We start from the raw sequence: 13976 nt of genomic DNA on the forward strand, positions 1-13976 counted from the left end.
GGGTGGGCGCATCGGTGCAGCGCCGCGAGGATCCGCGTCTGACGACCGGGCGTGGCCGCTACGTCGACGACCTCTCTGTGCCCGGCATGTTGCACGCACAGTTCGTCCGCAGCACCGAGGCGCACGCCCGTATCGTCTCGGTCGACCTGAGCGAGGTGCGCGCCACTCCCGGGGTGGTTGCCGCATTCACTGCGTCAGATCTCGCAATGGCTGACCTGGTGGCGCGTTTGGAGCGGCCTGAGAGTGAATATCGCACCACCGCCATGCCGATTCTGGCGCGCGACGTCGTCCGATTCGTCGGCGAGCCGATTGCCATCGTCATCGCTGCAGACCCTTACACCGCCGAGGACGGACTCGAAGCAGCAGTAGTCGAGTACGACCCTCTGCCGCCGGTCATGACCGAGGACGCGGCACTCTCCCCCAGCTCCCTACAGCTGCACGCCGAAGCCGCCGACAACACTTTCGTCGACGTCACGATGTTCGCCACCGAGGGTATCGACGAGATTTTCGCCAACGCCTACGCGGTCATCGAGGTCGAGCACCGCAGCGGCCGGCAGAACGCGGTGCCGATGGAAACCCGCGGCGTGCTCGCTGAATGGATCGACCGCGACGAGCAGCTACTCATCCAGGTCTCCACGCAGATTCCCCACATCTTGCGGGACGCATTCGCCAACAGCGCCGGTATCGACCAACGCCAAATTCGAGTGGTCACACCGGACATTGGCGGCGGATTCGGGCAGAAGGCCGCCGTGGGGCGGGAAGAGCTGGCAACTTCGGCGTCTGCATTGCGGCTGCGTCGCCCGGTGAAGTGGATCGAGGACCGTCGCGACAATCTCACGGCATCCTTCCTCGCCCGCGAGCAGCACTTCAAGACACGCGGCGCCTTCGACCAGGACGGCAGGCTCCTCGCGCTCGACAACGACGTGATCTGCGATATGGGCGCTTACTCGGTGTTCCCGTTCACCGCCGCGATCGAGCCGATGATGGCCGCCACCGAATTGCCCGGCGTGTACAAGGTTCCGGCCTACCGGATCCGGTCTCGTGCCATCGCGACGAACAAGGCACCGACCGCCGCCTACCGCGGGGTCAGTCGCCCGCAGTGCGTCACGGTGATGGAACTCCTGATGGAACGGGCCGCCCGGAAGCTGGGCATCGATGCGCTGGATCTCCGGCGGCGGAACCTGATTACGGTGTTCCCCTACCGCGGTGTCAACGACATCACCTACGATCCGGGCTCATACCTCGAATCGCTCAACCTGTGCGAGCAGACGCTTCGAGACGAAGGTTGGTACGAGCGCAAACGTGAGGCCGCCGAGCAGGGCAGAATTCTCGGCATCGGTTACGCGTGTTACTCCGAGCGGACAGGTTTAGCCTCCGGTGCCTTCATCGAGCGAAAACCCCGGGTACTCGTCTCGTTCGACCTCTCGGACATCACGATGGACACCTCAGGGTCGGTGCGTGTGACAACCGGGACCCTGTCCCACGGTCAGAGCCACGAAACCACCATGGCCCAGATCGTCGCGGATCGACTCGGCATCCCGATGGACAAGATCAAGGTGATGCAGGGCGATACCGACAAGATCACCTACGGGTTCGGGTCGTTCGCCAGCCGCTCGATCACCATCGGGGGAAGCGCGGTCGCGCTCGCCGCCGACAAGCTGGGTGATCAATTGTGCGCGCTGGCAGCGCATCTGATGGAGGTCGACATCGACTCGGTCGAACTGGACGGAGACAGCGGTGTCCGGCTGCGCAAGGAACCCTCCAAGCGGATGTCGTTCTCGGAACTCGCTTTCGTGGCCTACCTGCAATCGTCAAGGCTTCCGAAGGACATTGGCCCGGGACTTCGCGCGTCCGCAAGTTTCGACCTGGCGGCAGAAGGGGTGTTCTCCAACGCGACCCACGGTGTCGTGGTCGAACTCGACCGGGGCACGGGAGGAATCCAGATCCTGCGGTACGTCTGCGTCGAGGATGTCGGCGTGGCGATCAACCCTCAGGTCGTCGAAGGGCAGGCCCGCGGAGGTATTGCCCAGGGCATCGCCAGCACGCTGTACGAACAAGTCGTCTACGACTCCAACGGACAGCCGTTGTGCCCGACATTCATGGAATACAAAGTTCCGACGGCCATGGAGATCCCCGACATCCGGATCGAGCATCTCGAGACTCCGAGTGCGCTGACCGAAACCGGCGCCAAGGGCGCTGGGGAGGGCGGCACGATCGGCGTGGCCGGCGCGATCCTCAACGCCGTCAACGACGGCCTTCGCCACACCGGAGTGGAACTCGACAGCACTCCGATTTCTCGCGAGCTGGTGTACCGAGCGCTGGAGTATTCTGGGAGCAGCAATGTCTGACGTTCAGTTGATCGAATTGTCCGTCAACGGGCAGCGTTACGAGGCGATCGTCGAGCCGCGTCGCACACTGGTGGATGTGTTGCGTCACGATCTCGGACTTACCGGTACCCACGTCGGTTGTGAGCACGGAATCTGCGGTGCCTGCACGATTCTGATCGACGGCGCGCCAGCGCGGGCATGCCTGATGTTCGCCGCGCAGGCCGAAGGGTGCGAGATCCGCACCGTCGAGTCGCTCGCCCACGAAGACGGTTCGATGAACGATCTGCAGCAGTGCTTCTCGGCACATCACGGACTCCAGTGTGGATTCTGCACTCCGGGCTTCCTGATGCTGGCCGAGGGGTTTCTCGCCGAAGCACCGGACGCCACCCGCGAGGAGATCCGGGAAGTGGTGGCGTCGAACCTGTGTCGCTGCACCGGATATCAGACCATAGTCGATGCCATTGAGGACTGCGCGGCTCGGCGTCGGCGCGCCTGCGACTGAGTCAGTCGTGGCTGTGGCCGAGGATGTGCTCGCGCATCATTTGGCCGGCCAGTTCGCCGTCACGCTTTTCCAGAGCGTCAATGAGCCGCTCATGTTGCAAGAATGAGTCGCCGTGCTTGCGGGCGGTCATCGGCCCGTGCAGGATCGATTGCCACAGCAACCGCATGATGGACAGAAGGATCGGTGACTCCGCGCATTCGTAGACCTTGAAATGGAAGGCCCGGTTGGCCTCTGCATAGCGCGGGTCGTCGTCGCTCATGTCCTTCATCACGGCGTTCAGCGCGCGGAGTTCGGCGATCTGCTCGTCGGTGATGACCGCCGCGGCGAACTTTGCCCCCAATGCTTCCAGGGCCGCCCGGATGTCGGCGTTCTCGCGTTGCATACCCACGCTCGACTTAGCGACGACGGCGCCGCGGTGCGGGTCGATGGTGACGAGGCCCTCTGATTCCAGCCGTTTGAGTGCTTCTCGCACCGGCGTCTGGCTGACACCGAACTTGGCACCGATGTCACGCTGGCGTAGTGCGTCACCGGGTTGAACCTCGCCACCGATGATCATTTGCCGCATCAGCGCGCACACGACGTCAGCTTTGGACGAGAAGACCGGAGCCGAAAAACCGGCCATCGGCTCAGATGTCATGCGAGACCTCCCACGTCCCCCCATACCACGCACTGCCCCGACGATCGATCGTATAACAAATCGATCTCATGGTTCACCGGGAGCCGACCCATCCGGCCAGCCGGCGATCGAGCGGTCTGAACACGACGTACTCCAGGGTTCGCATAATCACGACGAAGATCAACGCATACGCCATCATCTCGGCGGGGCGTAATAGCCGGAACGAGTAGTAGATCTGCGCTCCAACACCATTGGGCTGCGTGAGTGCCTCCATCAGGACGACGATCTTCCACGAGAACGCGAGCGAGGTGCGCATGGATGCCAACGCGATCGGGGCGATTTGGCGACCCAGCACGTCGACGAAGTACGAGCGGCGCGACAGCTTGTAGACGCGGCTCATCTCGTCGAGGTTGCGATCCCGGTTGCGCACACCGCTGTCGGCGCCATGCACGACGAACGGGATCACTGCCAGCACCAGCGCCAGCATCCCGACTTCCTGATCGGTGCCGAGCAATAGCACCGCGAAGATGAAGTACATCGGGTCCGGGATGGCCAGGCCGACCACGACGAGTGGTCTCGCGAACGCTTCGAAGGGCCGCCACAGCCCCATCGCTGATCCGATGAGAATTCCGAGAATCGTCGCGAGGACGAACGCCACCATCAACCGGAGCAGGGTGACGCCGAGATCGCTGTATGTGCTCGACCGTCCGAGGAGCGAGAGGATGGCCTTCGCAATCGCGGGGATGCCGGGAACCCATCCTGACGACATCCACGCCACCACCTGCCATCCGGCGACGATCAGCGCGAGCGCGACGATGACGGACAATGGTCTGGCTTTTCCGTGGCTGTCTCCGGCGTTCACCGCCTGTGCGCCCAGCGGATCGGTGGTGTCCAGGGTGCTCACTCGGAGCCCCAGACCTGCAGCACTCGGCGCACCACTTCGCCCTCCAATTGCGATAGTTCGGGCCCGTCGTAGTTACGCGGTCTGGGCAGATCGACATCGATGGTTTCGATCAGGGAGGCGGGGCCCTTGGTGAAGAGTGCCACCCGGTCGGCCAGGAAGAGGGACTCACGGATCGAGTGGGTGACGAACACGAACGTCCGGTTGGTGCGCTTCCACACCTCGAGCAACTCGGCACGCATGGTGCGTGCAGTGACTTCGTCGAGGGTTCCGAACGGCTCGTCCATGAGCACTACGTCTGAATCGATCGACAGCGCGCGTGAGATCGACGCCCGCTGCCGCTGGCCACCCGAGAGTTGGTTGGGCCAGCGATCTCGCAGATGGTTGATCTGGAGCATGGACAGGTACTCGGTAATCCGGTGTTCCCACTCGGATTTCGGGATCGTGGTGGCAGCCAGCACGGTTTCGATGTTCTGTGCCACCGTCAGCCACGGCAGCAGCCGGTGTTCCTGGAAGACATATCCGATCGACGGAGTGCCTGCCCGGGTTCGCCGACCAACAGGTTGCCCGCCGACGGTGATGCTGCCCTGCGAAACACCGAGCAGTCCTGCTGCCGCTTGCAGCAGTGTCGACTTGCCGCAACCGCTGGGCCCCAGGATGGCGAGGAACTCGCCCGCCCGGACATCGAGGCTGATGTCCTCGACGGCAACCGCACCGTTGGGGTAGGTGATCTCGACATTACGGAAGGCGATCTGCGGCAGGCCTTCTCGACTCCGCGCCTCAACGGACATCTTGGAACCTCCAGCGCATGAAGTGGTTCTCCAACGGGCGGAGCACCAGATACTCGACAAACAGCAAGATGACGATGAAGGTCAGGATCCACAGGACCACCTCGTCGATGAGGAACCGGTCGTAGGCCTTCGTGAACTGCGCGCCCATGCCACTGTTGACGGCGAAGACCTCGGCGAGAACCACGACGCGCCAAGCATGCGCATTCTCGCTGCGCATCGCCGCGAAGGCATAGGGAGTCAGCTGTGGTACCACGACTTTGCGAAGCCGTCGGGCATAGGAGAAGTTGTAAACGTCGGCCATGCCGTCGAGCTTCGGGTCCATCAGTTGGAGCCCACCTCGCAGTGTGAGCACCATGAACGGCCAGATGACCAGAACCACCACCGCGTACACGCCGACCTCGGAGCGGTGGAAGATGAACAGCGCCAGCAGCGCGGCCACGGTACTGGGGATCGCGATCGCCAGCGACACATACACGTCGACGATCTGACCGACCAGCCCCCCGCGCCTACTGAGGATCGCTCCGATCAGGCCGAGGACAAGTCCGATGGCCACCGATATGACCACCCGCAAGAATGTCGCGCCGATGTTCTGGTAGATCGCCGGATTGGTGTAGAAATCCTCTGCCGCGTCAGCAACCTCCGAGATGGTGGGCAGCAGTCCAGAACTGCTGCTCCACACATGCCACGCGAGAACGACCAGGGCCAGTGACAGTAGGGACAACAGGGTGTCGCGAAGACGAGCCGCGGCGGAACGATTCCGCCGCGGCCGCTTCGCATTCCTGGCGCCAGCGGTCCCCGCAGCATCCACGGAAGCCTTTGACAGCACGCCAGGTCGCGGGGTCACGACTGTTCGAGGTCAACCGCGACCGGCTGTGCGGGCATCGCCTCGATGAGCAGTTTGCGATCGGCGAACAGCTGCAGCCACTGCATCGTCCCGTCGACGTCTTGCTGCGACCAGTCCGTGGGGTAGCAAGGCAGATCTGCACAGTACTTCACGAAGGCATCAAGCTCGGCCTCGTCACGTAGAGCCAGAATGTCCGCGTACTTCTGCTCTTTGAGGATCTCGTAATTGCTGTCGCCGATCACCTTCACCGCTTCAAACCATGCGTCCCTGGCCTTGATCGCGAGATCCCGGTTCTGATCCAGCCATTCCGTTCGCGCGGCCAGCAGTGCCAGATTCGGTGAGTATCCGCCGGTGTGCTCCGCCCAGGCCTTGGCCGGCTGGAAGATGTACTTGCCGGGGCCGATCATGGTGGCGCGCAGAGCGAACGGCTCGTAGTCGAAGATCGCGTCCACCTGACCGGCCGCCATCAACTCGGGCAGTGCTGCCGCGCCGGCCTCGCGCAGGTCGAGATCGTTGCTGATGTTGATGCCGTAGAGCTCTTCGAACATGACGTTGATGGCCGTGGTCGTACCGGTGTCCATTCCGAAGTGTCCGACGCGCCTGCCGCGCAGGCCTTCCGGATCGTTGATCCCAGAAGAGTCGGAAGCGACCACACCGGTCATCATGTTGAGCGCCCCGGCGAACCCCACAGCGTTCTTGCCTTCCTGCTGGGCGATCGCGAGGCTGATGCCGTCCTGATCGGTGGCGATGTCGCTCTCGCCCAGGAGGAATGTACTCAGGCTGGCGTCCGGATCGACGACGACCTGTTCGGCCTTGAAGCCGAATTTCTCATCGATTCCCTGATCAATCATGATCTGCAGGGGAATCGAGGCGGGGTCGGACTCCAGGACCTGGAACCGCACTACAGGCAGGCTGTTGTCGCCGCTGGCATTTCCACCGCCGTCGCCCCCGCAGGCGGTGGTCATCAGCAGCATTGCGCCGAGGGCTGCGGTGGCGAACTTCTTTCCGAATTGAGGCATCGCTTGAACTCCCTGTTGCAGACCCAGATCCCGTTCAGCACGGGCGATGGGTGGACCTTATCTGGTGCATGGTATGTAATGTTTCATTTCGCGCGGATTACCTAGGGTTACTTCTGAGGTCGAGTCTGTGAGAGCCGATCAGCCCGGCTCGGCGACGGCACCCGTCATCGAGGGCGACATCGCGCGGGGGTCACGCGGCGACCACGCGTCATTGCTCACCCCGAGCAGGAATCGCTCGACGAAGAGATTGAACAGTGCGGGCTCCTCAATGTTCGACACATGCCCGGTGCGCGGCAGGATGGCCAGTCCCGCACGGGGAATCGTGCGCTTGAGCATCAGGTCGGCCTCGAGGACACCGTTGTCCTCGTCACCGGCGATGATCAGTATCGGCGGTTCGCACCTGCTCAGCTGTTCAGTCATCTCGAACAACAGCGGCCGTGGGATTTGGACGTTGCGCATCGTGAGTGCGGCACCTAGCGGATGATGCTCGGCGAGAATGCCGACGTGCTCGGCGTGACCGCGCGGATCCTTGGCCTGGAATTGCACGCGGGCCGGACCTACGCCGTACCACTTGGACAACGCCTCCGAACCCTCCGTCTCGAAGGCGTGGGCGACGACGGCCGATTCTGCGCGGAAGGTCGGATTTCGCGCAGGATCAGCGCCGTACCCACATCCGGCAACCACGGCCCCGATGCAGCGGTGCGGCTCACGCAAGGCGAAGTGCAGGGCCGCGAATCCACCCATCGAGTTGCCCACCACATAAGCCTTGTCCACACCTAGCGCGTCGAGAACCGCAACGATGTCGTCCGCCGCTCGCGCCTGCCCGTAATGAGCGGATTCGATGGGTACATCAGACGGCGGAAATCCTCTGGCCGCATAGGTGATACACCGGTACCACCGCGAGAAGTGCCGCATCTGCGGTTCCCAAGAGCGATGGTCCCCGCCGAACTCGTGCACGAAGACGATGGGGACGCCGGTTCCCGCCTCTTCGTAGTAGAGGCGGTAACCATCGTCGGTCGGTGCATACGGCATCGCAGGTTCAGCGCTCCATGAGCGGCTTGCGCTGACCACCGTCGATCGGGATGTGCGCGCCGTGCAACGTCGGTGCGAGGTCGGAGGCAAGGAACGCCACCAGCGACGCGACCTCTTCGGGCTGCGTGATCTGGCCGACCGGGATGGACAGTTCCGCGCGGCGCCGGGCCTCGGCCTGATCCACCCCCATATCCCGTGCGAAGGCCTTCTCCAAGGTGTCCCAGCGGTCGGTGTCGACCGGGCCCGGATTGACGGTGTTGACACGGATACCTTTGGGACCGTACTGGTCTGCAATGGACGACGCGAAGTTCAGGTCTGCGGCGTTGGCAGCGCCTGCCGTCATTTCCCAGAAACTGGGCTTGAGGCCGTCGTTGCCCACGACCAGGATGATCGCACCCGATCCGGCTTTCACCATGTGCGGCACCACGGCGCGCACCGACCGGACATAGCCCATGAACTTCAGGCCCAGGCTCTCCATCCACTGCTCGTCGGTGAGTTCCTCCAGGAGGCCACCAGGAGAGCTTCCCGCGCAGGTCACCAGGATATCGATCGACCCTAGAGCATCGAGTGTCTCTGCCACGCAACGGTTCACGTCGGAGGTGACGCTCATGTCCCCCGTCAGCGGCACGATCTTGCGGCCGGTCGAGTCGGCAATCTCCTTGGCGGTTGCCTGCACGTCGGCCGCCGTGCGTGCGGTGATCGCGACGTCGACCCCCTCGTTGGCCAGCTGCAAGGCGACCGCACGACCGATGCCTTTACTCGCACCTGTGACGAGCGCGGTTTTGCCTGTGAGATTGAGTTCCATCGAGATCCCTTCTGATTGGTGATATTTGATATACCATACAGCGCGATTGTCAGTTTCGCGCTGGAACTGCGCCGGAAAAGTTCTGCCGGTTGAGGTCGCGCTCCGCTCGCAGTCGAACGATGAGCTCCGGCATGGACGAGATCTGCTTGATTCGGGCGACCGCGCTGCGATCAAGAGCTGCAAGGCCTTTCAGGACGTTGCCCGCTGCCTCATCGGGAGACTCCGAGACTTCGTCGGCCAATCCGTACTCGACTGCTTGCGCCGCGGGGAGCCATCGCTGCGTCAGCATCAGCGATAGCGCTCGGCCACGGCCGACCAGGTCGGGCAGTACCCACGCCCCGACGGCCAATCCGTGTGCCGGGCCGGCCCACTTCCAGGCCGCATTCGGACCGGCGATGCGCAGGTCGGCGGCCGTCGCCAACTGCGCGCCCCCGCCCACTGCTGGTCCGTCAACCACCGCGACGACGACACCGGGACGGGTGACGATGTTCTCGTAGAGCCCATAGAGGCGATCGCTGACTTCTCTTCGCTCGGCATCATCGATCCGAAGATCAGCTCCGCTGCAAAACATTCCGTTCGTCTGACTGCGAAGGACGACCGAGGCTGACGGGTCAGCATCGAGCGCGGTGGTGATCGACTCGATGGTCGCCAACCGTATCGAGTTGCGCCGGTGCGGCGTGTTGAGGCTGACCACGGTGGCACCATGCGGTCCCGCGGCCACGACGACGCCGGAGTCGTTCATGCGAAGGCTGCCAAGCCGGTCAGACCTTTCCCGATGATCAGGGCGTGGACTTCCTCGGTCCCCTCGTAGGTCAGCACCGACTCCAGGTTCGTCATATGTCGGATGACCGGATACTCGAGACTGATCCCATTGGCTCCCAATATCGTTCGCGCTGTGCGGCAGATCTCGATGGCTGTGCGCACGTTCGCGAGTTTCCCGATGCTTATCTGGTCAGGCTTCAGCCCACCGGAATCCTTCAGCCTCCCGAGATGCAGCGCCAGGGTGAGCCCCTGGCTCATGCGCACCGCCATGTCGGCGAACTTGTGCTGGGTGAGCTGGAACCCGGCGATCGGTTTACCGAACTGGGTGCGGTCGCCCGCGTAGGCCAGCGCGGCCTCGAAGGATGCCCGACCCGCGCCGAGGGCACCAAAAAGGATTCCGAATCTCGCCTCGTTGAGACACGAGAGTGGCCCCCGAATGCCGACCACCCCCGGCAGCACCGCCTCGGCGGGGAGACGGACGTCGTCGAAGACCAGTTCCCCGGTCGACGATGCCCGCAGCGACATCTTGTGATGGATCTCGCGTTGTTCGAAGCCCGCCGTGCCGCTCGGCACGACGAACCCTCGGATCCCTTCGTCGGTGCGTGCCCATACCACGGCCACGTCGGCGATTGAGCCGTTGGTGATCCAGGTTTTCGTTCCGTTGAGGATCCAGTCCGCACCGTCCCTGCGCGCGGCCGTGCGCATCGATGCCGGATCGGAACCGCTGTCAGGTTCCGTCAGCCCGAAACATCCGATGAGCTCCCCCGCAGCCATGCCCGGAAGCCATTGTTCACGTTGCTCTTCGGACCCATAGGCTCTGATCGGGAACATCGCTAGCGATCCCTGCACGGAGACAAATGAGCGCAGACCCGAATCACCTGCCTCCAGTTCCAGACAGGCCAGCCCGTACGCCGTCGCCGAGGTGGCCGCGCAACCATACCCTTCCAGGTGCATCCCGAGCAGACCGATCTCACCGAGTGGTTTGGCAAGTTCTCGTGCCGGGAACCTGGCTTCCTCGAACCATTCGGCGATCTCGTCCAGGACCGCTGATTTGACGAAACTGCGCACTGATTCGGTGATCGCCTTTTCGTCGTCGCTCAACATTGCTCCGAGATCGATGGGGTCCGCGGCGGAGAGTGCGGTCATTGGTCACCTTTCGGTTGTGCAGTGAACTCTTCGATAGTCAGCGCCGTTCGTACGCAGGCGTCTTCGCGATCGGGCGGCGCCATGATTTGGACGCCCGCAGGTAGCCGGCGCGGCGTGGACGCGGGTACAGACAGCGCCGGGATTCCGGCCACCGCAGCCCAAGCCGTGAAGCGGGTGAGGGCAGCATCGACATGTTCGTTGCGTCCACCGATGCCGATGGTGGTCGCCGGCCGTTTGGGAGCGACGCAGGGGCAGGTCGGGGTCAGCATCACGTCGAGGCGGTGTCGGGCGAAAAGCTCGGAAGTCTGCACTTTCACGGCGGCGGCGGCGCGATCCACTACGTCGGTGGCCGTGGCGAATTCGGCACCCAGGGTCAGAAGCGCGCGAGCCTCGGGCCCGTGTCCCCGCGGATCACGGCGCACCTCGTCTCCGTACAGGGTGTCTGCGGAGATCAGCATGCGCAGCAGCGAGACACTCGCCGTCACACGCGGTAGGGCTGTGTCGATCTCGATCAGTTCCGCACCGGCCTCGGCGAGGAGCACCAGGGTTGCCTCGTACGCCGCCGCCACGTCGGTGGTCAGCCGACCGGTTCGTGCGAGGACGCCGATCCGCTGGTCGCGGATGCCGCCGGCAGCAGGCACGACCGCCCGAGCAGCGAGGATTTCAAACAGCATCGCGGCAGTCTCGACATCGGCGGCGATCGGTCCGACCACATCCTGTTGGGCTGCCAGCGCGGTGATCCCCGCGGTTTCGATCGCACCGTGGGTCGGGCGTAGACCGACGACACCGCACAGTGCAGACGGAATCCGGATCGAACCTCCGGTATCGGTTCCCAACGCAGCCCGGACGGCTCCTGCCGCGACGACCGCGGCGGATCCACCCGAGGACCCGCCGGTCATCCTCTCGGCGTCGATCGGTCCTGGAAGTGCCGCAGTCGTGACTCCCCAAGCCATTTCGTGCATCGCAGTCTTACCAACACACCATCCGCCCGCGCGGGCGAGCACGTCCCAGGCCGGTGCCGACACAACGGGGGTCCGCCACCTCGCTCCTGGCGTGCCGTTGCGAGTCAGGAAACCGGCGACATCGATGTTGTCCTTCACCGCGATCGCCAGTCCGGCCGGCACACCGTTCTGTTGGCTGTATTGGGCATCGTCCAGAAGCCAACCGAGTCGACGTGCTTGCGCGAGCTTCTCCGCTTCGGTATGTGCCAGCCTAGGTGCGGCGCTCCTGGTCTCCATTGCGGGCCTCTGCGGCCAGACTGGCTGCCGTTCACGCTGTATCGCCAGCTCCCGGACGACGTTCAGGCCTCCGCGGCCCCACTCTCGGTACCGCTGCCGGACCACCGATTCGGCGTCCGTCATACCAGCGACTTCAGTTGATTTCGCTGCACCTTGCCCATCGAGGTTCGGGGCAGGGAGTCGACGAGCGTGATCTTCTTCGGGCACTTGAACGACATGAGCCGTTCCCGGCAGTACGCGGTGAGTTCCGCGCTGTCGATATCGCTGCGGAGCACCACCCACGCGGCCACCGCTTCTCCCCAGTAGGGGTCGGGCAGTCCGGCCACCGCGGCCTCCTTCACGGCGGGATGGCCAGCCAGGACCTCTTCGACCTCTCGCGGTGACACGTTCATCCCGCCGCTGACGATGATCTCCTTACGTCTGCCGGTGATGATCAGTGCCCCGTCGCCGGTGATTTGCCCCAGATCCCCTGTCCTGAACCAGTTGTCGTTGAAGAATGCTTGCTTTGTCGCATCGGGATCATTGAGGTAACCCGAGAACACCTGCGGACCCCTCAAGACGATCTCCCCGTCGTCACCCGGGGCGACGTCGCGCCCTTCCGCGTCGGCGAGCCGCATCTCGACTCCGGGCAGCGGGTACCCGACAACGCCCGGCCGCCGCGGTCCGTCATAGAGGTTCGAGACATCCAGTCCTGACTCCGTGAGGCCGTACCGTTCCACCGGTGTGAGGCCGAGGCGCTCTTGTATCCGCTCAAACAACGCCTCGGACAAGGGCGCCGAACCCGAGGTCGCCAGTCGCAACGAGGCCAGCTCGGCGGCAACGTTGCCCGGCAGATCGACGAGCCGTTGGTAGATGGTGGGCACCGCGAACAGAACCGTCGCGCGTTCGGTGCGGATCGTGTCTACCAGTGTGCGCGGATCAAAGGTCGCTAGCACGCGCGCACTGGATCCGGCGATCAACGTGGCGTGGATCGCGCCGAGGCCGTGCTGGTGATACAGCGGTAACGCGTGGACCAACCGGTCGTCGGCGCTCCACCGCCACGCTCGCATAACGCCCCGTATCGAGGACAACAGCATTGAATGCGTGAGCGGCACACCTTTCGGCGCGCCGGTCGTGCCCGAAGTGAAGGCGATGAGCGCGACATCCCCGGCGTCAGGACCCGAACCCGTCGTCGGACTGCTTGATCGCGCGGCATTCGCCAACGATGCGAGCGCCACCTGCGGGATCCCGCCCGGCGCTGCACCGTCGGTGATGGCGAGCTCGGCCCCGGAGCTGTCGACGATGACGCGGAACTCCGGCGCTGTCAGCGCGCTGCTGGCCAACACGATCGGAGCGCCGACGGTGAGCAACCCCAGGTAGGCGCACAACCATGCTCCCGAGGGGGCCGCCCGCAGAATGACGGGGCGGCCCGCGACGACCCCGTCGGCGACCAATGCGCTCGCCCAGCGACCGGCGGTTTCCAGAAGTTCGGCCAAGGTGTACTCGTCGTCGCCGACAGCAAGTGTGGACTGCGGGTGCGACTGCGCTCCCGCTGCGAACGCTTGGGGCAGTGAGCCTTCCGTCAGCTCCTCAAGGAGGTGCGCGGCGGACTCGATGGCAGGGTCATGCGCGCGCCAGCAGGCCAGGGTTGAATCGTCTGCGTGTAGGCCACCCATGAGATTTGGTATATCATACTTGGTACTTCATCGTTGGCTGGCGGACGGAATCGCCGGACTACAGGCGTGGGCCACATCGTCGGCGCGGCGGGACTGTGTGCACAGCTTCGTGACCCCGGCCCTAAGGGGCGGCGACAGCACCAACGATATGACCACAGTCCGAGTTCGCTGCGGGAAGACAAGCGGTGGCGTCCTTCGAGACGTTCGAGCGCCGCGTAGCCCGAGCAAATCGGTGATCGTGCCGGATGGCTGCTGCGCCGCCTCACCAGCAGTTGACCTAATTGATTACTTCCGTCGCGTGGATCTTGCCGGTGGCCACGCTTTTATGCATCCTGGCC

Annotated in this window: 13 protein-coding genes; 2 read left to right on the plus strand and 11 right to left on the minus strand. The window is 64.0% G+C overall.

Annotated features, from left to right (window positions below; genetic code table 11):
• The first annotated feature begins 2 nt into the window (after positions 1-2).
• Together BST38_RS12765 and BST38_RS12770 are read left to right on the plus strand one after the other, a co-directional pair.
• A complete protein-coding gene (locus BST38_RS12765) occupies positions 3-2348 on the plus strand; it encodes a xanthine dehydrogenase family protein molybdopterin-binding subunit (RefSeq protein WP_237160775.1) in 2346 nt (781 codons plus the stop codon).
• Complete coding sequence (locus BST38_RS12770; protein ID WP_083143675.1) at positions 2341-2829, plus strand: (2Fe-2S)-binding protein; 489 nt, start codon at positions 2341-2343, stop codon at positions 2827-2829. The genes BST38_RS12765 and BST38_RS12770 overlap by 8 nt, the downstream gene beginning before the upstream one ends.
• A 1-nt stretch (position 2830) precedes the next feature.
• Here BST38_RS12770 and BST38_RS12775 read toward each other — a convergent pair whose 3' ends face one another.
• The 11 genes from BST38_RS12775 to BST38_RS12825 form a co-directional block, all read right to left on the minus strand.
• Positions 2831-3466, minus strand: coding sequence for a GntR family transcriptional regulator (locus BST38_RS12775; protein ID WP_207569356.1), 636 nt, complete (start codon positions 3464-3466; stop codon positions 2831-2833).
• 73 nt (positions 3467-3539) lie between these two features.
• Entirely contained in the window at positions 3540-4349 is an 810-nt protein-coding gene (locus BST38_RS12780) for an ABC transporter permease (RefSeq protein ID WP_083143677.1), read from the minus strand.
• Positions 4346-5137, minus strand: a complete 792-nt coding sequence (locus tag BST38_RS12785) for an ABC transporter ATP-binding protein (protein ID WP_083143678.1) — start codon at positions 5135-5137, stop codon at positions 4346-4348. Before BST38_RS12785 ends, BST38_RS12780 begins: the two co-directional genes overlap by 4 nt.
• Positions 5127-5945 (minus strand): ABC transporter permease, encoded by an 819-nt coding sequence (locus BST38_RS12790; RefSeq protein ID WP_165761584.1) that lies wholly within the window; start codon positions 5943-5945, stop codon positions 5127-5129. Before BST38_RS12790 ends, BST38_RS12785 begins: the two co-directional genes overlap by 11 nt.
• Before the next feature lie 32 nt (positions 5946-5977).
• On the minus strand, positions 5978-7000 hold the full coding sequence (locus BST38_RS12795; RefSeq protein ID WP_083143680.1) for an ABC transporter substrate-binding protein: 1023 nt from the start codon (positions 6998-7000) through the stop codon (positions 5978-5980).
• Between the two features lie 138 nt (positions 7001-7138).
• Positions 7139-7957, minus strand: coding sequence for an alpha/beta fold hydrolase (locus BST38_RS12800; protein WP_207569357.1), 819 nt, complete (start codon positions 7955-7957; stop codon positions 7139-7141).
• Between the two features lie 82 nt (positions 7958-8039).
• Positions 8040-8837, minus strand: coding sequence for an SDR family NAD(P)-dependent oxidoreductase (locus tag BST38_RS12805; RefSeq protein ID WP_083143683.1), 798 nt, complete (start codon positions 8835-8837; stop codon positions 8040-8042).
• 49 nt (positions 8838-8886) lie between these two features.
• Complete coding sequence (locus BST38_RS12810; RefSeq protein ID WP_083143684.1) at positions 8887-9579, minus strand: enoyl-CoA hydratase/isomerase family protein; 693 nt, start codon at positions 9577-9579, stop codon at positions 8887-8889.
• The gene (locus BST38_RS12815; RefSeq protein ID WP_083143686.1) at positions 9576-10745 is read right to left on the minus strand and encodes an acyl-CoA dehydrogenase family protein; all 1170 of its coding nucleotides are present in this window, start codon (positions 10743-10745) and stop codon (positions 9576-9578) included. The genes BST38_RS12810 and BST38_RS12815 overlap by 4 nt, the downstream gene beginning before the upstream one ends.
• On the minus strand, positions 10742-12106 hold the full coding sequence (locus BST38_RS12820; RefSeq protein WP_083143688.1) for an amidase: 1365 nt from the start codon (positions 12104-12106) through the stop codon (positions 10742-10744). Before BST38_RS12820 ends, BST38_RS12815 begins: the two co-directional genes overlap by 4 nt.
• On the minus strand, positions 12103-13638 hold the full coding sequence (locus BST38_RS12825; protein ID WP_083143690.1) for a class I adenylate-forming enzyme family protein: 1536 nt from the start codon (positions 13636-13638) through the stop codon (positions 12103-12105). Before BST38_RS12825 ends, BST38_RS12820 begins: the two co-directional genes overlap by 4 nt.
• Between the last annotated feature and the right edge of the window lie 338 nt (positions 13639-13976).

Origin of the sequence: Mycolicibacterium parafortuitum (assembly GCF_002086815.1) — a bacterium.
Lineage (GTDB): Bacteria > Actinomycetota > Actinomycetes > Mycobacteriales > Mycobacteriaceae > Mycobacterium > Mycobacterium parafortuitum.